This window comes from Nostoc sp. DSM 114159 (genome assembly GCF_053470285.1).
Map to the genome: position 1 here is coordinate 7,271,552 of NZ_JBPFEH010000001.1, position 21,760 is coordinate 7,293,311.

Here is a 21,760-nt window from a genome sequence, read left to right on the forward strand (position 1 = left end):
CTAAACTTATCGGCAGTGAATCTAGAAAATGCTAATACTAATTGCCTGGTAATGAATGGCTATGTTTGCATCTACCTTCTTAACAAATCTTCATGCGATCGCTAGTTATTTTCTCCTAATTTTGTGCATAGCGTCTGTTTTGTTTTATTGCTATGCAATTTATGCAGCAATAACTTTTTTTGCTGCTCCCCAAGCAGTTAATCGAGAGTTTCATCCACCTGTTAGTATCCTCAAACCTATTTGTGGACTTGATAGTAATGCTTATGAAAACCTCGCTTCATTTTGCCAGCAGGACTATCCCAAATATCAAATTATCTTTGCAGTACGAAACTCTCAAGACCCTTGCATAGAGATTGTAGAGAAAATTATCCGCAATTTTTCAGATTTGGATATTTTGCTGATTGTAAGCGATCGCATCATTGGTACAAACCTGAAAATTAGCAACTTAGCCAATGCCGCAGCTCAAGCGAAATATGAAATTCTAGTCCTTGCTGATAGTGATATTCGAGTTGGAGGTGACTATTTGCAAAGAGTTATCCAGCCGTTGCAAGATAAAAACGTGGGTGTAGTTACCTGTATGTATCGAACCGTAACTCAAGGATGGATATCGATATTAGAAGCTATTAGTACTACTACTGAATTTCACGCCGGGGTTTTAGTCAGCAATATTAAAGAAAATGGTATAAAATTTGCCTTTGGTTCTACCATTGTCATCCCGAAAAAAGTACTAGAAGCTATCGGTGGATTTGAAGCGATCGCTGATTATCTGGCAGATGATTTTCAATTAGGCTATCTACCTGTCCAAGCAGGTTATAAAGTTGTCCTTTCCGACTACATAGTTGAACACGTACAGATAAGCAACAACTTAGTTGATGCCATCAGACGACAGATTCGTTGGGCGCGTGGTAAACGAGTTTCTCGTCCTTGGGGTTATCTAGGACTAATTTTTACCTATGGTGTTGTCACCAGCTTGTTGCTACTGATTACCACTAATGGTTCAATATTAGGATGGCTAGGATTATCTATCTGTTGGATAACAAGATTGGTAATGGCTTGGGTTGTTGGTACTATCAGTTTGAAAGATCCAATAGTCAAAAAGTTTTTGTGGCTCGTTCTTGGGTGCGACTTATTAAGCTTTGTTATTTGGTGTTTTGGCTTTATTGGCAACACTATAGAGTGGCGGGGGCAACAACTGAAGCTAACTAAAGATGGAAAGCTATTAGTACCAGAAGACAAAAACGATCGATTATCAATCAAGGTTTTGATTGATAAGGGCGCATAGCAGTGCTAACTTTCTTATGGGGAGCATCCCGTTTTGGCAGAAAGTTTCACAATCTTGCTTCGATTATTGTTTTCCAAGAGTGACAAAACAGGGTTATGCCAAGGAACTTGATAATTCGAGAACGCTGTTTCAATTGGGGACAGCGGACTTATTTGATGGGCATTTTAAATGTAACGCCCGATAGCTTTAGTGATGGGGGTGAGTTTAACACTACCTCTACCGCTTTAGTACAGGCGCAAGCACTGGTGGCTGCTGGTGCTGACATCATTGATGTGGGCGGTCAATCAACTCGACCAGGGGCAAAGCAAATAACTCTGGTGGAGGAACTCCATCGGGTACTATCGGTACTACAGGTGCTAAGACCAAAAATTTCAGCCCCAATTTCTGTAGATACAACCCGTGCTGCTGTAGCCAAGGCATCTGTAGAAGCTGGGGCGGATATTATTAATGATATTTCTGGCGGCACTTTTGACTCAGAAATGTTGGCAACAGTCGCAAACTTAGGTGTGCCGATGATTTTAATGCACATCCGGGGAACACCACAGACAATGCAACAACAGACTGATTATCAAGATTTGCTTGGTGAGATTTATAGTTTTTTGGCTCGGCAAATTGAGGCAGCAACTACTGCGGGCATCGATCTGGGTAAAATTATTATCGATCCTGGTATTGGTTTTGCTAAAAACTATGAGCAAAATTTAGAAATTTTTTGCGGTTTGCGATCGCTCGCACCACTAAACTGTCCTATCTTGATAGGAGCATCTCGTAAAAATTTCATTGGTCGCATTTTAAATCAACCAGATCCCAAAGCACGAGTTTGGGGAACGGCAGCAGCTTGTTGTGCTGCTATTTTTAATGGGGCTGATATCCTCCGAGTTCATGATGTTCAAGAAATGCGCGATGTTTCATTAGTCGCCGATGCCCTATCAAGACAAGCCACACAAGGTAATTGCTAGGTATTACTGTTCTTCGTATTTTTTGCCGTTACCTTCTGGATTTTCTGGGTGGGCTATCAACTCCTGAAACATTTCACTTGAGTTAGCTGGGTCTACAAAGACAATTTTGGCATTACTGCTCTCACCAAGTTTTTGGCTAGCATCTACGTAATCTTGAGCCACAAGATACCGCAAAATATCCCTACTGTCGGGATTGGAACGGAGAGCTTGAGAAATGATTTGCACTGAAGCCATAGTTCCTTCTGCTTTTTTAATCGCAGCTTCCTTTTCCCCTTCTGCTTCGGTAATCAGTGCCCGTTTTTTGATGACAGCGGCTTGTTCCTCTTCCCTAGACTTTCGCACACTTTCAGGTAGAGTAATTCTCTGAATATCTAACCGGAGAATATCAACTCCCCAATCTGCCGTTATACTATTCAACTGGTCTAAGATAGCTGAGTCCATCTCCGCTCTAGAGACGTTGGTCTGCTCTAGGGTATTCTGAGCAATGATTTCTCGCAGAGTAGTTGTGGTGATCTGTGTCAGTGCCCCTTGCAGATCCTCAATCGCGTAAAAGCTTTTCTCGATATCTCGAATCCGCCAGTATACAATAGCGTCCACTTCTACGTAAATATTATCTTGGGTGATCACATTCTGAGGTTTGATGTCTAAAAACTGCTCTCGTGTAGTATCTTCCATTACAATCTGATCGACCAAGGGAACAATAAAGTTCAGCCCCGGCTTAAGTTTTCGATGATACCGCCCTAAGCGTTCGACTAAGGCTTCATTTCCTTGATTAATCAGTTTTGCAGAACCTAATGCATAACCTATAAGGGCTAAAACTATAGCAATAATTGGCTCCATGTATGCTCCTATTCAGCTTTGGGGAGAATTTAATATCAAAGATATGCTACTAGCTTGTCATATCTTTGAGTTTAATGTTTTGAGTCTGTAATTTTATCAACACCAGCAGTGAGGTGGAATCGCTGCAAGTTTTGTACATATTCTGTAAGTGAGACTGTTTTGCAGAATGCGTAGAAGCTCTGCTTCTTGTCGTCAGACATCGCTATTAAAGCACCTCGATCAAATGCTGGCAAGGACTAATTGATGTAATCAACATTACTTGCACTGGCATTTTCAGACAGTCGGGATTTTTGTCCAGTATATTTACTTAAAAAATCAAACCTCTCAGGTAAAATTTGGCAAGATTTAAAAACCCCACTATAATCGGATAAAAATTAGCTTGGGCTATTAAAAACATCAAAATATTATGGGTAGATTGTTAATCAAACTTATAGGTTTAATTCTACTTTTCACAGGATTATACTTTTTTGGTCAAAACATCATATTTGTTAGCGGTTACTATTCATATTTTTACCGTAGCTTGCCGGCTACAGCTTCAGTTTTAGCAACTATGATAGGTGTATTTGCATTAATCTTTTTTCAAAGAGAAACTGGTAACTTAGGATGGATTTTTCTAGGCATTGGTATAGTACTAGTTTTCTTAAGCGGTGGAGTTATTTTACAGCCAACTAGCTTATGGAATTTCATAGTTGCTTTTACAGCATTAGCCGCTGGATATAAATTACTAAATGAGGGCAGAATCAACTTTTAAAATCTGTAAATATAGTCAGATTGACTCATCTACCTTAGTAGCTAAGATTACATTATTCGCTAGTTCATAGTAAAGCCAGAAAAATTTAGTATTATAATTTTCCTATCTTCTCCATTGCTTCTGAGAGTGCATTAGCAATACGGTTCGGATAAGCATTTTGAACTCAAAATAGGGTTTGGGGAAAGGGAAATGGGTTTGCGGTTAAAGGTTTTTTATTCCCCTTTCCCCTTTACCCTTTCCCCTTTCACCGAACCGTATTGAGTGCATTAGGGCACTTAGATTAACTTTTAGTTAAGTAACGATTTTACGAGATAGAAGTACACATAACCCGCGTCAACCGGACAAATAGCCTCTTAATTGTGACTTTAGCTCAGAGGGGTTTTACTAAGGTTGAGGGTAATATTAGAATGGAAACTATTAATGATGAGGAAAAGGGAAGAATGACCCAGGTGGTTCTAGGAGAGAACGAAGGAATAGACTCAGCTTTGCGTCGGTTTAAACGCCAGGTTTCCAAAGCTGGGATATTAGCTGATGTAAAATATCATCGGCACTTTGAAACACCAATAGAAAAACGCAAACGTAAGGCAGTGGCAGCTAGACGCACAAGACGTTTTAAATAAACCTATTTGGTGCGATCCCGGCGTTGCTTGAGGTTATGACCGAAGACAAGCAATAGCGCTTGCGCCATTATTCATACAAATATTAAGCAAAGTCTGCCGCACCGCTAATTAGGGTGTAAATGAGTTACTTTTCCTATACGTAGAATGCGTTAGAGACTTTATCTTGGTTAGATGGAGCAAGCTAAAATCGCTGCCCATCAACCAAAATAAGCGCCTTTAAACATCGGTTAGCTTTCTTTAATCGGCTGATAGGATAGTATTCATCCAGCCTTAAGACTCAGAATTATTAATGGTACGGCTATTACAAACATTCATCGCCTTTTCTACTCCCTGCTTGAGACTTAGTTCAATACACTCAACTACGAACTGAAGTACAAGAGACATCTGCTGATTTTCGGCAGCGGAAAATCGCCCTAGCACATGAGAGATAGCACCAGAATCATCGTTATTAGCTGCATCTTTGGGTTTACCAATACCGATTCGCAAACGAGGAAAGTTTTGGGTATTAAGATGTGCGATCGCACTTTTCATGCCGTTATGTCCCCCAGCCGAACCAGATAAGCGCAAACGAGTTTTTCCCAAAGGCAAATCCATATCGTCATAAATCACCAACACTGACTCAGGCGGCAATTTATACCAACTTGTCACCGCTTGTATTGCTTGTCCTGAGCGATTCATATAAGTTAACGGTTTCAACAAACGAATTTTACCTCCACCTGGGGCCATACCCTCGCCATACTCACCTTGAAACTTGCGGTTTTCTGTTAAGGAAATGCGCCAAGAACGGGAGAGAGTTTCTAAAGCTGCAAAACCGATATTATGGCGTGTTTGGTCATACTTAGCTTCTGGATTCCCTAACCCGACGATTAGTTGTGGAATTACCAAAGCTGGTTGCGTAACAGCTTCTGTCATTTTGCCTACAGTCAATTGATATTCATCACTCTTCTAGTACAACCTCTAAGCTAGTAATGAAGGGTTTGTAGTAAGCACTTTAGTGCTTAGAAAATAAGGACTAAAGTCCTTACTACGAACTTAGACAGACTAGCTAGGTTGGGAAGAACTAGCGGTATCCTGCTCAGATTTAGCAGGGTGGATTTGCTTAGATTCCAATTCAGCAGTCGTCTGTACAACTTCTTCTAACTGTTCTGCTTCTTTTTGAAACTCGTTTTGAAACTCCTTAGAAGCTTCTTGGAAACTACGAATTGTTTTGCCTACACTCCGACCGATCTCTGGTAGCTTTTTTGGGCCAAAGATTAACAGCGCCACTACCATAATTACAGCCATTTCCGGCAGACCGATACCAAATATATTCATTTTTTGTCTCCTGTAAACTCTAAAACCACTACAAAAACTCACATATATAGTTAGTCTAGTCGGAAATCGCAACTCACAAAAAAACCCGGAAGAACCGGGTGTAACTTAACTTGTTATCCAAACTCGCTTGCTGTGTATGTGTTAGCGTCCTAAACTGCGCCAATCGACAAATACATCCTGAACCAACAGTGTTTTATTGTAAAGTTGCAGAATAATCAGCAGAAACACGAAAAATAGCCCTATAAAAACAGCCATTACAGGGGTAGTACCCCAACCTGGAGCCACTTTCCCATACTCAGAGTTCAGTGGTTTCAGGATATCTCCCAACCTAGTCCTTTGTGCCATAGTTCACCTAAGATTACTTGCCAAAGCTTTTTTTAATCTTCTGTAATATTCTATAAGAATAGCACTCATCATCTATCTTTCAATTATGGAACCCGCAATAGTTCTTAGCATTTCTGTGGCTGCCGTGGTGATTGCCATCACCGGAATTTCGATTTATACCTCCTTTGGCCCTCCTAGCAAGCAATTGAACGATCCCTTCGATGACCACGAAGATTAAAAGAGTCGTATCATGTCCGCAGCGTAAATTTTTGATGCAATATCTACGACGGGCTACGCCTACGTAGACAAGCATTAAACCTCTTGGCAAAAGTGCTTTTTGCACTCTTGGGGAAAAGGGTAAAGGTTAAAGGGGAAAGGGACAATACGAACCTTTTCCCCTTCCCCTTATCCCCCTACGGTGTATACACAAGTCAAAAAAAGTTTGATTTTCCATTGTTTTCTCGTTTATCTCGTTCCCATGCTCTGCATGGGAATGCTCCTCGTTGAGGCTCTGCCTCTAATCTAGCATTGAGTCAGAGACTCAATGAATGCATTCCCAGTCTCCGACTGGGAACGAGGAAATGTTGTGCCCTCCCCTTTATAAGCGATGCCCTGAGCTTGTCGAAGGGGGGAGGGTTAGGGCTTTCAAGGGCAGGCTTTTAGGCTTTCGATAAATAGTTGAGAATGTTCTCAATTATTGAACGTAGTTTTAAGTTCTCAGACAATGGTTTTGGTTTTAAAATCCCAAAAATTTGTCTAATCAAAAAAACCTGCCCCAGAAAGGAGGGTTAGGGTGGGGTAAAACCAAGATTTATCAACTACTTGAGACTTGTGTATACACGGTAGCCTTATCCCCAGAGGGGACCCCACCTTCCCCTTTTCCCGACAAATGCCAAGAAGTCTATTGGTGTTCCTTATCGGAGTTTCCTCGATGAGCGACTAGCGTGTGGAATGAAATGACTATGGTAATCATAATTAATTACCCAGACATAATATTTGAAGTGCGTTACAGCTTAAGCCGTAACGCACATTACTTTGGATGTTTTTGAATTGGAAATCCCTAATGGCTTGCCACTACTTCTCCTTCCAGGCGAACTAGTCGGTCTGCCAAAAGTTTTTCAAGGTCTTCTAGTGCCTTGGTGAAACCTTTAATACCTTCGTCTAGTTTGTCGGTTGCCATACGGTCAGCGGCGTGCATCTTGTCATAGCTAGCTTTGTCAATGGATATCTTTTCGATTTCCAAGCTTGCTGCCTTCGCAGGGTCAAGTTTACGTGGCAGTTCTCCAACAGTTGCTTGCAATTCACCCAAAAGTGAAGGTGAAATGGTCAGCAAGTCACTACCTGCAAGTTCAGTAATTTCACCAACGTTACGGAAACTAGCTCCCATAACTTCGGTTTTATAGCCAAATTTCTTGTAGTAGTTGTAGATTTTGGTGACAGACAAAACTCCTGGATCTTCGGCTGCTGGGTAGCTATCGCGTCCGGTATCTTTTTTGTACCAGTCAAGAATCCGGCCAACGAAGGGAGAAATTAGGGTAACGCCAGCTTCAGCACAGGCGATCGCTTGGTGAAGACCAAATAACAAGGTAAGGTTACAGTGAATACCTTCTTTTTCGAGAATTTCCGCAGCGCGAATGCCTTCCCAAGTGCTGGCAATTTTAATTAAAACGCGATCGCGGCCAATTCCAGCAGCTTTATACTGAGCAATTAATTCCCGTGCCTTAGTTACAGTAGCTTCGGTATCGTAAGACAAACGAGCATCCACTTCCGTAGATACGCGACCGGGAATGATTTGCAAAATCTTTAATCCAAAGGCAACTGCCAAACGGTCAAAAGCCAGAGAAACTATCTGTGCTTGGGTGGCTCCGGCTCCAGCATCTTTCTGGGCTTGGAGTAAAGTTTGATCGACAATTTCCTGATATTCTGGCATTTGTGCCGCAGCAGTAATCAGCGAAGGATTGGTGGTAGCATCTTGGGGCTTAAACTTTTCAATTGCCTGGATATCCCCTGTATCTGCGACTACAACAGTCACTTGTCGCAATTGTTCCAGTAAATTCTTAGACATAAAATACTCCGTGATGAATGTTACAGGATTTACTTATTCCCCAGTTCTTTACACTCTTTACTCTTCCTTCAATTCTGATTCTGGCAATTTTTCTTAATCATTGCCCAATTTTGCTTACTATCTTGAGCCACAGCCCTATTCTAAGTGCCTTATGCCGAAATTGGCTGTCCAATGGAATGCACTTTGATTAAACTAGTTGTTCCTGATTTACCAATTGGAACACCAGAGGTAATTACTACTTTATCGCCCTTATTCGCTAGACCCATGTCTACAACTGTGTTCACCACATTGGTAAACATCTCTTCGGCATTGTGGACTGGTGGGATCAGCAAAGCTTCCACACCCCAAGAAATTGCTAGCTGGCGGTAAGCGGTGATGTCGGAGGTGAGGGCAATAATGGGAGAAGTCGGCCGATATTTAGAAACCATTCTCGCCGTACTTCCTGATGTAGTGTTACAAAGAATTGCCCGTGAGCCAGTTTCATAGGCGATACGACAGACGGATTCTGCCACAGATTCGGTAACGCTCAGACTGCCTGCTTCATGACACCAAGCATTTTTGCTACCCTCATCTAGAGCTTGTTCTGTCCGCACGGCGATGTTGTGCATCATCTCGACGGCAGCGATGGGATATTGTCCGACAGCTGTTTCACCAGAAAGCATTACTGCGTCTGTTCCATCCAAGATCGAGTTAGCAACATCGGTTGCTTCGGCGCGGGTGGGATCGGGAGCGCTAATCATCGACTCTAGCATTTGGGTGGCTGTAATCACTGGCTTGCCAGCACGATTGCAACGGCGAATAATATCTTTTTGAATTAGGGGTACTTCGTGAATTGGCACTTCCACCCCTAAATCGCCACGGGCGATCATAATTGCGTCGGCAACGTTCAGAATAGAGTCAAAGTTTTCTACTGCCTCTGCTCTTTCGATTTTGGCAATTAAGCGAATCGAAGCGCCAGCGGCTTCAATCATGCGCTTGGCGGGTTCTAAGTCTTGTGGCGATCGCACAAAGGATACCGCCACCCAGTCTACACCCAACTGAATCCCAAAACGCAGATCCAGCAAGTCTTTTTCGGTAATCGAACTGACAGGTAAAGGAGTTTGGGGTAGGTTTACTCCCTTGTGCGTAGAAATTAGCCCGCCAATTTTAACTTGTGCGCGAATGCGATCGGCATCGCGATCGCTAACAATCAATTTGACGCGACCATCATTAATCAAAATCGGTTCGCCAGGTCGCACCATTGCAAATAAAGTCGGCAATGGTAAGGGTAGTTCGTCAACACTCTCACCCTTTTCTTGCAAAACAAAAGTAACTTCAGTACCAGCTTCTAAATTTAACCCTTCCGGTGGTAAAGTTCCCAAGCGAATTTTCGGGCCACATAAGTCTTGCATAATGGCGATCGGCTTTTGCAACTCAGTACTAATCTGCCTGAGATAGTGAGCCGTTTGGGCGTGGAATTCATAAGCTCCGTGGGAAAAATTCAGCCGTGCCACATTCATTCCAGCTTTTACCAAGGATTGCAGCTTTTCAGGTGCAGATGTAGCCGGGCCAACAGTACAAATGATTTTGGTTCGACGCATAGGGATTGGGGGTTGAGGAGTAACCTGCAAATTTGGATGCATTGAGCGAAGCGATCGCACAAAACATCCAAATTCACACGTGCTTCATATCACTGGTTTGCTAAAGAAAAATACTAGATTCCGCTTTGTTTTCGGAGTATTTACCATTTGACCCAAATCCCAAAAGTCCCTAGTCAAGAGTCAGCAGTCAAAAGCTAATGACCAATGACCAATGACCAATGACTAATGACTAATGACTAATGACTAATCAAACCACAGCCGCAGTCGGGGCGAGTTTTTCTTTCTGTGACATAGACAACATCAGGTCAATCACACGATTTGAGTAGCCCCACTCGTTGTCATACCAGGCAATTACCTTGAAGAAGTTGGAATTCAACTCAATCCCAGCACCTGCGTCAAAGATGCTGGAATGAGTATCACCTTGAAAATCTGTGGAAACTACTTCTTCATCTGTGTAGCCCAAAATACCCTTTAGTGAACCTGCGGCAGCCTCCTTCATCGCAGCACGAATTTCCTGATAACTGGTGGTTTTGGCTGTTTTGAAAGTTAAATCTACTACAGAGACATCGGGAGTCGGAACTCGTAATGCCATCCCAGTTAACCTGCCCTTCAATTCTGGTAAAACCAATGCTACGGCTTTCGCTGCGCCTGTGGAAGAGGGAATAATATTTTGGGATGCACCGCGACCACCCCGCCAGTCTTTCTTGCTGGGGCCGTCTACAGTTGGCTGAGTCGCTGTCATAGCATGGACTGTGGTCATCAACCCTTCAGTCAACCCAAAGTTATCATTAATGACCTTAGCTATGGGAGCAAGACAGTTTGTAGTGCAGCTAGCATTGGAGACAATGATATCCTTGCTAGGGTCAAACAGTTGATGATTGACACCCATTAACAGGGTAGTAACTCTATCTGGATCTTTGGTGGGAGCGGAAATTACCACTCGCTTTGCACCTGCCTTCAGGTGGTTTGCAGCTCCTTCATAATCAGTGAAGAGTCCGGTAGCTTCCACTACATAATCTGCACCTAATTTTCCCCAAGGTAACTCTGCTGGATTCCTCACCGACACACAAGGAATAAAATGTCCGTCAATCAGGATGCCGTCTTCCTTGGCTTCAACCTTGTGCTTTAATTGACCGTGGGTTGAGTCGTACTTTAATAGGTAAGCGAGATTATCTGGTGGTACTAGGTCGTTAATGCCCACAAACTCAATGTTGGGATTATCGATGCCAGCGCGAAGTACAAGTCGCCCGATTCGACCGAAGCCGTTGATACCAACTTTCAATTTAGTCAAGATTAAAACTCCCGTTGTGGAAAGTTGAACAAAAGGAGAAAGTTAAAAGTCAAAATAGATTGCCTTTTACTCTTTACTCTTTGATCCTGACAGTCTCAGTCAGCTAAGGCATATTTACTTGGCATATTTTAAGGATTGGGCATGGGGCATTAGGAGTGCTGAGTGCTGAGTGCTGAGTTAGGAGTTAAGAGTTAGGAGTTTTGTTTATCTCCTTGTCCCCTTGTCCCCTTGTCCCCTCATCTCCCTGCCCCCCTGCCCCCCAATTCAAGTGGGTTGGACAAATCGCTTAATTTCACCACAGGCAATATAAGATTTGCCATCTGGTGCGGTTTTGACTTCATCAACGACGTAAAGCATTCCTTCTTCGCGCACCGATCGCGGAAAGCGCATGTTCCAATCCGGTTCATATCCGTCGGAAACCACCCTAGCACGTAGTTTGCTGCCATCTTTGACACACTGAACTAAAATGCTGTCCCCTACACTGTCAGTTGTGGGCAGATCGGCAGCACTGGCAGGGCCTTTGGAAGCTTTACCTGTGTTAGCTCGATTGGATTGTCTAGGGGCAACGAAGATATCTGTTTCACCGGGTTGAGCAAAACGGGTAATCTTACCACGTACCCGATAGAAAGTGCGATCGCTTGAGAGTTCCAATCCTTCAACGACATAGCGCGCTCCTTCGGCACGAATAGCACGGGGAAACTGGATGTTCTTGGTTGGATCGTAGCCTTCAGACATGACCTTGACCCGCAGTTTACCCCCTTCACGAACGCAGTGCAATTCAATACCTGAACCGACTTCATTCACAATGGGCATAGCGTACACTTCATCGCCAGTAGTCACACCGCGGCCTACCAAATCGCTGCGATTGCGCGTCATCGTTTGGTAAGTCTGATCTCGCATCTCTTTCCGTCCGGCATTGCCCAAAGCTTTTTGAGCAATCCGACCAGCGAAATATTCGAGCTGATCGATTTCTTCAGCAATTTCAAAATTCTCATTCAACCCTTTATCTTGCAAATCTTTCACAAGCGCCCGCAGGGTTTGTTCAGCTTCCTGATGCTTGCCATGTTCAGCGAGATTAAGGGCAGTCTCTTTGGCCTTAGCAATGGTAAGGCGACTCAGTTCCAGAATGATATGGCTTGTAGCAGCAAAAGCTGCTTCCTCAACAGTGCCAACTTTGGCAACGACATCGACCGTACCTGAAACGCTTTGAATGCGGTCATTTTGCACAACATCAGCGCTGTAATGCAGTTTCATCACAGGTAAATCACCAACTTGAGCGCTTGATATCCCCAGACTCAAACCGAGAAGTTTGTCCTCATCCTCGTAAAGCTCTCCTAAGGTGATGACAGCTTGACTGGCGTCATTCTGGCTAACTTGAGCCAGACTTAAGGTATCAACCAAGCTGACACCATCAGCCAATTCAAGTGTCACCTTGAGGTTTTGTCCCACTACTGCTCTTAAACTATCTAGCTCAATACTAAATACTTCAGTTGCTTCGTCGATGCTCTGAATGAAGTAGAAGTTGCCTGTGGCTGCCCTTGCCATACCAATCAGCAGGTCTTCGTTGAAACCCTGAGCAAAACCTAACGTCGTTGTGATAATGCCTTCCTCAGCTTTTTGCCCTGCTGTCGCCGTCAGAATCTTGGGGTCTTGAATGCCCATATTGGCGTGACCATCGGTAAGCAGGAGAACACGGTTGATTTTTTGGGGATCTAGTCGCGTCTTCACGTGTTCGCAGCCTTTGAGCCATCCCCCCGATAAGTTGGTAATACCGCCTGCTCTCACCTTGCGGATGGAATTTTTCAGTGCGGCTTTGTTAGTCACAGCTTGGGGTGGCACAACACTATCCACTTCATCGTCGTAAACAACTACTGAGAGAATGTCATCTGGCTCAAGTCGCTCTACCACAGACTCAGCGGCTTTGAGTGCGTGATGCAAGGGAGCGCCTGCCATAGAGCCGGAACGGTCAATTACAAGCGAAAGGTTAAGGTTACGTCGAGGAGATTTAGCTATGTCAGCACGAAAACGTAGCAGAATATTTGTCTTTAATGAAGATCCTGCGGCGAGGATAGACTGGTCAAATTCGTAACTTGTCTTAATCATTTTTTATATTCCTCAAAATTGTATTTTTCAGCTATAAGCCTTGTGATACATAGATAGTAAGCGCTTTATTTAGTTTACCCAGAAATAATTTTATTCAGTATAAAAAGTGTATTTAATGTAATATTTTATAGTATTAGTATCTTAGACAAAGCTCGTTGTCGACATTCTCGGCTCTTTGGTAGTGAAAGGCGATCGCACTGGTCACTATTGCGGGAAACTGTAAGCAGATATATTAGGAGAAGAGAACCTAATGAGTTGGACTAAAGTTCTTGCAGTCGAAGCACTTTCCCCTGGTGCGCGAGAAGTGGTGAAAGTTGGCAACCGAAAAATTTTGCTTTTGAATCACGAAAGTCAGCTTTATGCTGTAGATAACAACTGCCCTCACTTAAAATTACCGTTGAAAAGTGGGAAAATCACTGAAAGTGGGGCAATAGTTTGTACCTTCCATCGCAGTGCCTTTGACCTGCGGACTGGTGAAGTACAAGGATGGTGTGCCTGGCCACCTGGTGTAGGTAAGGTACTCTCGTTGGTTTCACAACCAAAAACACTGCCAGTATTTCCGATTCGTGTTGAAGAAGGCAGTATCTGGGTTGATGTCCAAGAGGAATAGCACCCTCTGCTGAATTGATACCGTTTCTTCGTGAAGCTGCATATTTTTACCCCCAGCTACGCCGTCTCCCAAAGCATGAGAGGATTAACAAGAGGGTCTTTCATGTGCATCTTGATACAGAATTGGTATTATCCAAACAGTGCTAAGTAAAAAAACGATAAAAACCCCAGCCGATAAGTTTAGCTGGGGTTTTTATCAAAATTTACCTATTCCAGAGAGATAGGAATCATTGAATAAGAAAATAGAACATCTTCTCAAGCAGTTGGAACACTTTTGTGATGTTATGTTGGGTTAGTTGTTGCCATTGCCAGCTTCTATAGAAGCTGTAGCACTTTGAGATTGGCCTAAATTCACTTTAAAGACTTTGCTTTGTTCTTGCTCCAGTTTGGGTAAATTCAAAATTAAAATCCCATCTTTCAAGTCTGCTTTAACTTTTTGATTCTGAACTTTGGTTGGCAGAGGAATTACTCTCGCGAACTTGCCATACCGGAATTCCGAATGAACTTTAGCGTTAGATTGGGAATGTTTTTCGTAACGATGCTCACCAGCTATCGAAACTGCATCTTGAGTAACTTGAATATCCAAGTCTTTAGCTTCCACGCCTGGAATCTCAACTCTTAATAGCAACTCTGAACCATTATCATGTAATTCAACCGCAGGAACCCACGCTGTTCTCGGTGATGCAGAAATCTCGGAGTTATCGCGCTCGGCTGCTGTCAGCTCAGAGAATAGTTGATCCATTTGACGACGCAGAATTTCCATTTCACGGAATGGTTCCCAACGAATGAGTGCCATATTTTAATCTCTCCTTAACTTTCTAATTCAATCTTGGGTAATCAAACAAAGTTTTAGAGGTATTTTTTAGAGAGGAGCTTTATTTGCTTTGTTTCTTCTCTCTAGTAAGTAATTTAATAAAAGAAGAATCTCAAAATAGTTGGGTAAACCGTACAGCCATAGGTTGAATTTACCGTATCAAATAAAAAAAGGATGAAAAGCTTGAAAATATTGAATGTCAAGGAAGTAGGCAATCGTAAATTACCAAATACAAGGTATCACTGGGGCTGAAGGAGACAGTGCGGTGGACGGGAACGCCTGCATAAAGCAACTGTTGTCCGCTTGAGTCGTTTTTCATCCCACCCCTAAAGGACGTAGCATCTTGAAAACTTTTTGGATTTTCAAGATGCTACTGGTGGGCTTTCAAACTTCCCACTATTTCTTGTAATGTAAATTTAATTAAATTCGCTTGTAGTCAGAAGTTCTAGCCCGATCTCAGGGTGAGATTGACAAAGACGCTGGACGTAGCTTGCCGTATGAAGACTTGCTAACGCTTTTGGCGTCTCCCCAATGGGAAGGGCTACGATGTGGACACAAGTAGAAAAAAGCTTGATTTCGGATTGTTCTTAGATTTATCTCGTTCTCATACAGAGCATGGCAATGGCTGATTGGGGCTGCTGTCTCCAGTCAGAGATTGAGTCAGAGACTCAATGAATGCATTCCCAGTCGGAGACTGGGAACGAGTCAAGCCTCATCAACCTAAATTTTTAGGACTTGTATGTACACCGTAGCTTTGGCTGTTTGGGATTCTTCGGATTTAATTAAGTAATCAAGCAGACATGATATGAACAGTTATCCTGCTTGATATGCAACTTTTATATACACCCAGCGCTGAAGTATAGTTGTAAGCGAGGATGATTTTATTTACAATCCGGTGACAGAGTTTTGCTTTATGATTTCATGTTCAGTTTTATTCCAGAAATTCTTCCTGATTTAAAATTAACTTAGTAACTGATATGGATGCTCAAAAAATAAAAATTTTATTAGTTGATGACAACTTAGAAAATTTACATTTTTTATCACACATCCTTCAACACCAAGGTTATCAGGTAGAAAGTGTGATTTCTGGGCAATTGGCAATCAAGACGGCACTCGTTTTTCCCCCGGATTTGCTTTTGCTAAATGTTCTCATTATAGAGAGGGATGATTATCAAGTATGTCAATATCTGAAAGCTAACGATAAAACTCAAGATATTCCGATAATTCTTTTCGGAATTATCGATGATTTATTTGAAAAAATAAACATTTTAAATTTAGGCAATGTTGACTATATTACTCAACCATTCCAAACTAAAGAAGTTTTATTACGCGTCCAAAATCAACTCAATGTCCAAAGACTGAAAAAACAGTTAAAAGAAACAAATGCCCAACTGCAACAGGAAATTCAAGAGCGTCAACGACTTACAGTTGAGTTAAATATTCGCAACAGACAAATAGAAGATATTTTTAAAGAAATTCCCGTTAGCATTAGCAAAGCCTTTTGTAGAGAAGTTTATCAAAGCGAACGCCTGGTAGTCGAAGCCGCCCTGAAGAAGAGTGAAAGTCAGTATCGGCTTTTAGTGGAGACATCCCAGGACATGATCTGGTCGGTGGACATTGATGGACTAATTACCTTTGTCAATCCAGCAGTCAAGCAGATTTATGGCTACGAACCGCAAGAAATGATCGGGCGTGCCTTAATTGATTTCATTTCTCCTACACAAGTTGTTCAAGATAAAGTAGCCTTTGAGCGTGTTCTTCAGGGAAAGTCTATCTTTCAGCATGAAACTACCTGTGTAGCTAAAGATGGTACTTTACTTTATCTAATGTTGAATGCGATCGCATTACGCAACGAAGACGGTCAAGTTATAGGCATGACGGGCACTGCTAGTAATATTACGCAGCGTCGAGGTGTAGAAAAATTACTTCGAGAAAGCGCGATTAAGCTCCGCAATCATAATCTCGTGCTCACACAATTGGCACAAAATCAAATACTTTATCAGGGTGATTTGAAAGCAGCCTTGGGTAAAATCACAGAAACAGCTGTCAAAAATATTGGTGTAGAAAGAGCTAGTGTCTGGCTGTATGACGCAACAGATATAAAAATCCAGTGTTTCGATCTATTTGAGGGCAGTCGCAATCAACATAGCGAAGGACTTTTCTTATCAGTGGCAGACTATCCAATTTATTTTACAGCTTTGCAGCAAAACCAATCAATCGCCGCAGATGATGCTCATACCGATCCCAGAATTAAAGAATTTTCTGCCTCTTACTCAAGATTAAACATCACCTCTATCCTCGATACACCTATTAGGCTGGAGGGAAAGACCGTAGGAGTTTTATGTTTGGAGGCAGTGAAAGTTACTCATCATTGGACGCTAGAAGACCAAAATTTCGCTCGCTCTCTGGGTAATTTAGTATCCTTGGTATTGGAGGCAAAAGAACGCCAACGCGCAGAAGCAGCACGACGGGCTTCTGAAGAAAAGTTAGCATCAGCCTTTCGGTCATCTCCCGATCCAATTGCCTTAATTACTGTTCAGGGCAAACGCTACATCGAAGTAAACGACAGCTTTTGTCGGTTTTTTGGTTATTCTCGCTCTCAAGCGATCGATCGCACCGATGAAGAATTGCATATTTGGGTGAATCCAGAAGAATATAATTTTCTCATCCACATTCTGCAACAAGCAAAAGCCATCCGCAACTATGAAATTGATGTCTGCACTTCAACAGGAGAAATTAAAACAACACTGTTGAGTGCAGAAATGATCGAGATTGATGGGCAATGGTACGTACTGGGAACCACTAAAGATATTACTGAACGCAAACAGGCAGAAAATGAAAGCCGTTTGTTGCTGTTGACAACCCAAGCTATCACTCGCGCTAGCGATGTCAACAGCGCCTTAGCAGTGGTCTTGCGCTTAATTTGTCACACCATTGGCTGGGATTTTGGTGAAGCCTGGATACCTAATGAAGATGCGACTGTTTTAAAACACAGTTTAAGCTGGTACGGAGAACAGAGCAGCTTAAAAGAATTCTGCCAGCAAAGCCAAACTTTGAAATTTCCTCTGGGAGTGGGATTACCAGGGAGAGTTTGGCAGAGTCAAAAACCAGAATGGATAGAAGATGTTTCTAAAGTTACACAACCAGTTTTCTTGCGATCGCCACAAGCCGCAAAGGTGGGATTAAAAGCTGGTTTTGGTGTTCCCATACTGGCTGGGAACCAAGTATTAGCTGTTTTAGTATTTTTTAAACGTAGCTCAGTATTGGTAGATCGACGTTTGCTCTTGCTAGTCAGTGCTGTGGCGGCTCAATTGGGTGGGTTGATTGAGCGCAAAACCTTAGAACAAGAATTAGCGCTCAGAGAAGCTCGTCTCAATGCCTTTTTTAGCAGCGCTCCCGTCGGTATGAATATTGTAGATAACCAGCTGCGATTTGTCCAAATTAACCAACTGTTGGCGGAGATTAATGGATTACCCCAGCAAGCTCATATTGGCAAGACCATCCATGAAGTTTTACCCGACATCGCTCCTTTAGTAGAACCAATTTATCAACAAGTTCTGATAACTGGTCAACCGATTATTAATCAAGAATTAAGCAGCACATCAATCAAACAACTAGATATTACCCGCCACTTCTTAGCTTCTTATTTTCCGATTGTTGGTGAAGGCGATCGCCCCTCTGGTGTTGGCACAGTTTTAGTAGAAATTAGCGAATTACATGCAGCTTTACGCGAACGCAAACAAGTCGAACAAGAACTGCGTTTAGTCAACGAACGCCTACAATATCTGCTCACCTCTAGCCCTGTAGTCATTTATAGCAGCAAAACCTCAGAGAATTTTAGCATTACTTTTATCAGTGAAAACGTTAAAGAAATGGTGGGCTATGAAGCGCAAGAATTTATCGATAACTCCAGTTTTTGGCTCGATCGCGTCCATCCACAAGATATTAAACCGATCTCAGAAAAATTTTCCCATTTTATTAAGCAGGAGTACATTTCTTACGAATACCGTTGGTTACACGCTGACGGAACTTATCACTGGTTCTACGAAGAGATGAGGTTAATTCGTGACGAAGCGAATTCCCCGATCGAATGGGTTGGTTATTGGGCAGACATTAACGATCGCAAATTGGCAGAACTAGCTTTGCAATCAGGTCAGCAACGATATCAACTTCTGGCAGAAGCTTCACCAGCTTGTATCTTTCATACTGATGTGGATGGCAATGTTTTATATTTTAATCAACGCTGGAGTGAAATTACTGGATATAGTTTAGAAGAATCTCTGGGAACACATTGGGCAAATGCCGTACATCCAGACGATCGCGAGCAGCTATTGTTGGCATGGAATCAAGCAACAGCTGCTAAGTCAACCTATAAATACGAACATCGTTTTTTGCATGATGATAGTACAGTTGTCTGGGTAATTTGTCATGCTTTGCCAGAATTTAGAGATGATGGAGAAATTAAAGGCTACATCGGTACAATTACTGATATTACCGAGAGAAAATTGGCAGAAGAAGCCTTGCGTGAGAGTGCAGAGCGAGAAAGAGCGATCGCGCAAGTGATTCAAAGAATGCGCCAAACACTGGATTTAGAGACGATATTTGCAGCGACAACCGAAGAATTGCGCCAAGTACTAAACTGCGATCGGGTTGTTGTTTATCGTTTCAATCCCAACTGGAATGGCGAATTTGTTTCGGAATCGGTGGGTAACGGTTGGATTTCTCTCATAGAAGAACACAACAACGATCCTCATCTCACAGAAGGTGTTTTACAAGATGGGCGTTGTCTGGCGAAAATTTTGGATAGCGCCGATAATCAAGTGGAATATCCCGATCTGCAAGTAACCCCAGGTGCGAGTTTCATCTGTGTTTCAGACATTTACAACGCTGATTTTCATTCTGCTTATATCAACCTCTTAGAGCGCTTTCAGGCTAAAGCCTACATTATTGTTCCGATTTTACACGGTAGTCAGCTTTGGGGGTTGCTGGCGAGTTATCAAAATTCCGATCCCCGCCAATGGAAACCAGGAGAAATCAATATCGTAGTTCAAATTGGCAATCAGTTGGGTGTTGCTTTACAGCAGGCACAATTGCTAGCGCAAACTCAAAGGCAATCACAAGCATTGCAAGAAGCTGTGATCGTTGCTGATGCTGCTAATCGTGCTAAAAGCGAATTCCTGGCCAACATGAGTCACGAACTGCGTACTCCACTTAACGCCATCCTCGGTTTTACCCAAGTCATGAGCCACGATCGCGATTTATCAACTGAACATCAGCAAAATCTAGCAATCATCAATCGTGCTGGCGAACATCTCCTGAATTTAATCAACGACATTTTGGAAATGTCTAAAATCGAAGCTGGCAGAATAACCTTAAATCTCAACAGCTTTGACTTAATTCGCCTCTTGGAAAACCTTGAAGAGATGTTGCGCTTCCGCGCCACCTCCAAAGGATTGGAATTGGTCTTTGAATATACATCTCACCTTCCCCAATACATCCAAGTTGACGAAAGTAAACTACGTCAAGTCTTACTTAACCTCCTGGGAAATGCAATCAAATTTACCGATACTGGCAGGGTAACACTGCGGGTAGGGATTAGGGAGCAGGGGAGCAGCACTTCGACTACGCTCAGTGACCGAGGAGCAGAGGAGCAGGAGAGAAATCAATTCAAAATTCAAGTTGCGCTAGAAGCGCACCAAAAGTGCGACTCAAAATTCAAAATTAAAGAACTTCTGCCTCCTGCCTCCTGCCCTTCGGGTTCGCCAGTTCCCCCTCTCGACAGAAGCCAAGATGGGGACTGGACTCACCTCCTGCCTTCTCTTTCCCAATGCCCAATGACGGCAGTTGCTCCACTTGGGGAAAGACCGCACTGCCTCCCCAATGCCCAATTCCTAACCTTCGAGGTACAAGATACTGGCCGCGGTATTGCCCCACAAGAAATTGACTTGCTCTTTGAAGCTTTTGGGCAAACTGAAACCGGAAGAAAATCGCAACAGGGAACAGGACTAGGTTTAGCAATTAGCCGCAAATATGTGCAACTAATGGGAGGAGATATTAGCGTCACTAGCACTATTGGCGAGGGAAGTAAATTTACTTTTGATATTCAAATTGGTTTAGCCATAGCCAGCGAAATCCAGATTGAACAAACTAAACCCCAAGTTATTAGTTTAGCGCCTGCTCAAAGTGAATACCGTATTTTAGTGGTTGATGATTCCACAGACAGCCGTTTAGTGTTAAAGAAAATTTTGACATCTATCGGTTTTGCAGTCCAAGAAGCAATAAATGGCATTGAAGCGATCGCACTTTGGCAGACATGGCAACCACATCTAATCTTAATGGATATGCGGATGCCAATTATGGACGGCTACGAAGCCACAAACCTAATTAAAACTAAAGAAGAAACCTCAAACCAAAATACCGAATCCCAAATTCCAAATTGGAAGACAATTATTATTGCCTTAACTGCTAATGCTTTTGAGGAACAACGAGAGGCAATAATCAAAGCGGGTTGCGATGATTATATTAACAAGCCTTTCCGCGAGGAAGAATTACTAGAAAAGTTGAGCGAATATTTGGGAGTTCAATATATTTATCAACAAGAAAGCTATCAGCTAACAAACTTAAAGCAACAAAGACCAAAATCAATATTGACGCTCACGGATTTAGTGAATCTATTATCTGAAATGTCCCCTGAATGGGTGAAACAGTTATATACTGCCGCAGCTCAATGTAGTGATGACCTGATTTTAGAATTAATTGAGCAAATCCCTTCAGAAAATGCTGTACTGCAAAATTTTATCAAAAATTTAGCTCATGATTTTCAGTTTGAGAAAATTATGGAATTGACGAGTATTGCAGGAGTGTTATCCAATTAATACAAATTGATTTACTAGTAAGTTCGTAATCAGGCTTTAGTCAATACTGCTCGCTTTGTGCATTTTTAACTCGGAATTGGGTTTGGGGAAAAGGTTAAAGGGTAAAGGTTAAAGGTTTTTTCTTTTCCCTTTCCTCTTTCCCCAGTCCTTACAAACGCATTTCTGGGTTGGCAGACTACTAGATAAAGAGAGTTATAGCAGATTTAAGTCGATCTAACAATAACATTTTATTGAGAAATAATATCAAAATTGTGACAGTATCCTTTATTCCGTTTAAAAAATGGCTAAAAGGCTACACAATCATGTAATCTATATAATTATCAAGAAAGATTATCA

16 protein-coding genes are annotated in these 21,760 nt (G+C 42.4%); 7 read left to right on the forward strand and 9 right to left on the reverse strand.

Annotated features, from left to right (window positions below):
• Nucleotides 1–61: 61 nt before the first annotated feature.
• Together hpnI and folP are read left to right on the forward strand one after the other, a co-directional pair.
• Nucleotides 62–1,282 carry a bacteriohopanetetrol glucosamine biosynthesis glycosyltransferase HpnI gene (gene hpnI, locus ACR5KR_RS30880; protein WP_448269169.1) on the forward strand — a complete coding sequence of 407 codons (1,221 nt, stop codon included), beginning with the start codon at nucleotides 62–64 and terminating at the stop codon, nucleotides 1,280–1,282.
• A 95-nt stretch (nucleotides 1,283–1,377) separates the two neighbouring features.
• Nucleotides 1,378–2,238, forward strand: coding sequence for a dihydropteroate synthase (folP, locus tag ACR5KR_RS30885; RefSeq protein ID WP_448269170.1), 861 nt, complete (start codon nucleotides 1,378–1,380; stop codon nucleotides 2,236–2,238).
• Nucleotides 2,239–2,241: 3 nt separating this feature from the next.
• Here the strand turns inward: folP and ACR5KR_RS30890 are convergent, their stop codons facing one another.
• On the reverse strand, nucleotides 2,242–3,078 hold the full coding sequence (locus ACR5KR_RS30890; RefSeq protein WP_445628988.1) for an SPFH domain-containing protein: 837 nt from the start codon (nucleotides 3,076–3,078) through the stop codon (nucleotides 2,242–2,244).
• Between the two features lie 406 nt (nucleotides 3,079–3,484).
• On the opposite strand from ACR5KR_RS30890, the gene ACR5KR_RS30895 reads away from it, so the two are divergent.
• Together ACR5KR_RS30895 and rpsU are read left to right on the forward strand one after the other, a co-directional pair.
• Nucleotides 3,485–3,829, forward strand: coding sequence for a hypothetical protein (locus ACR5KR_RS30895; RefSeq protein ID WP_445628989.1), 345 nt, complete (start codon nucleotides 3,485–3,487; stop codon nucleotides 3,827–3,829).
• A gap of 440 nt (nucleotides 3,830–4,269) precedes the next feature.
• Nucleotides 4,270–4,449 (forward strand): 30S ribosomal protein S21, encoded by a 180-nt coding sequence (rpsU, locus tag ACR5KR_RS30900; protein ID WP_069073049.1) that lies wholly within the window; start codon nucleotides 4,270–4,272, stop codon nucleotides 4,447–4,449.
• Between the two features lie 270 nt (nucleotides 4,450–4,719).
• On the opposite strand, the gene pth is transcribed toward rpsU, so the two are convergent.
• The 3 genes from pth to psbH all read right to left on the reverse strand — a co-directional run bounded on the left by pth (nucleotide 4,720) and on the right by psbH (nucleotide 6,108).
• Nucleotides 4,720–5,361, reverse strand: a complete 642-nt coding sequence (gene pth / locus ACR5KR_RS30905) for an aminoacyl-tRNA hydrolase (RefSeq protein ID WP_448269171.1) — start codon at nucleotides 5,359–5,361, stop codon at nucleotides 4,720–4,722.
• A 129-nt stretch (nucleotides 5,362–5,490) separates the two neighbouring features.
• The gene (locus ACR5KR_RS30910) at nucleotides 5,491–5,763 is read right to left on the reverse strand and encodes a TatA/E family twin arginine-targeting protein translocase (protein ID WP_448269172.1); all 273 of its coding nucleotides are present in this window, start codon (nucleotides 5,761–5,763) and stop codon (nucleotides 5,491–5,493) included.
• A gap of 141 nt (nucleotides 5,764–5,904) precedes the next feature.
• A complete protein-coding gene (psbH, locus tag ACR5KR_RS30915) occupies nucleotides 5,905–6,108 on the reverse strand; it encodes a photosystem II reaction center phosphoprotein PsbH (protein ID WP_322674201.1) in 204 nt (67 codons plus the stop codon).
• 85 nt (nucleotides 6,109–6,193) lie between these two features.
• On the opposite strand from psbH, the gene psbN reads away from it, so the two are divergent.
• Nucleotides 6,194–6,325 (forward strand): photosystem II reaction center protein PsbN, encoded by a 132-nt coding sequence (gene psbN, locus ACR5KR_RS30920; RefSeq protein ID WP_109011889.1) that lies wholly within the window; start codon nucleotides 6,194–6,196, stop codon nucleotides 6,323–6,325.
• 822 nt (nucleotides 6,326–7,147) lie between these two features.
• Here the strand turns inward: psbN and ACR5KR_RS30925 are convergent.
• From ACR5KR_RS30925 to ACR5KR_RS30940, 4 genes are all read right to left on the reverse strand, one after another.
• Nucleotides 7,148–8,152 (reverse strand): transaldolase, encoded by a 1,005-nt coding sequence (locus ACR5KR_RS30925; RefSeq protein ID WP_448269173.1) that lies wholly within the window; start codon nucleotides 8,150–8,152, stop codon nucleotides 7,148–7,150.
• 149 nt (nucleotides 8,153–8,301) lie between these two features.
• On the reverse strand, nucleotides 8,302–9,732 hold the full coding sequence (pyk, locus tag ACR5KR_RS30930; protein WP_448269174.1) for a pyruvate kinase: 1,431 nt from the start codon (nucleotides 9,730–9,732) through the stop codon (nucleotides 8,302–8,304).
• A gap of 247 nt (nucleotides 9,733–9,979) precedes the next feature.
• Nucleotides 9,980–11,023 carry a type I glyceraldehyde-3-phosphate dehydrogenase gene (gene gap / locus ACR5KR_RS30935; protein ID WP_445628992.1) on the reverse strand — a complete coding sequence of 348 codons (1,044 nt, stop codon included), beginning with the start codon at nucleotides 11,021–11,023 and terminating at the stop codon, nucleotides 9,980–9,982.
• A gap of 264 nt (nucleotides 11,024–11,287) precedes the next feature.
• The gene (locus tag ACR5KR_RS30940; protein ID WP_448269175.1) at nucleotides 11,288–13,126 is read right to left on the reverse strand and encodes a vWA domain-containing protein; all 1,839 of its coding nucleotides are present in this window, start codon (nucleotides 13,124–13,126) and stop codon (nucleotides 11,288–11,290) included.
• 250 nt (nucleotides 13,127–13,376) lie between these two features.
• Between ACR5KR_RS30940 and ACR5KR_RS30945 the strand changes: the two genes are divergently transcribed.
• Nucleotides 13,377–13,736: a Rieske (2Fe-2S) protein gene (locus tag ACR5KR_RS30945; RefSeq protein WP_334934083.1), complete on the forward strand. Its 360-nt coding sequence runs from the start codon at nucleotides 13,377–13,379 to the stop codon at nucleotides 13,734–13,736.
• A gap of 291 nt (nucleotides 13,737–14,027) precedes the next feature.
• Here ACR5KR_RS30945 and ACR5KR_RS30950 read toward each other — a convergent pair whose 3' ends face one another.
• On the reverse strand, nucleotides 14,028–14,531 hold the full coding sequence (locus ACR5KR_RS30950) for an Hsp20/alpha crystallin family protein (protein ID WP_448269176.1): 504 nt from the start codon (nucleotides 14,529–14,531) through the stop codon (nucleotides 14,028–14,030).
• Nucleotides 14,532–15,526: 995 nt separating this feature from the next.
• Here ACR5KR_RS30950 and ACR5KR_RS30955 point away from each other — a divergent pair.
• Nucleotides 15,527–21,424 (forward strand): PAS domain S-box protein, encoded by a 5,898-nt coding sequence (locus tag ACR5KR_RS30955; protein WP_448269177.1) that lies wholly within the window; start codon nucleotides 15,527–15,529, stop codon nucleotides 21,422–21,424.
• Nucleotides 21,425–21,760 lie beyond the last annotated feature (336 nt).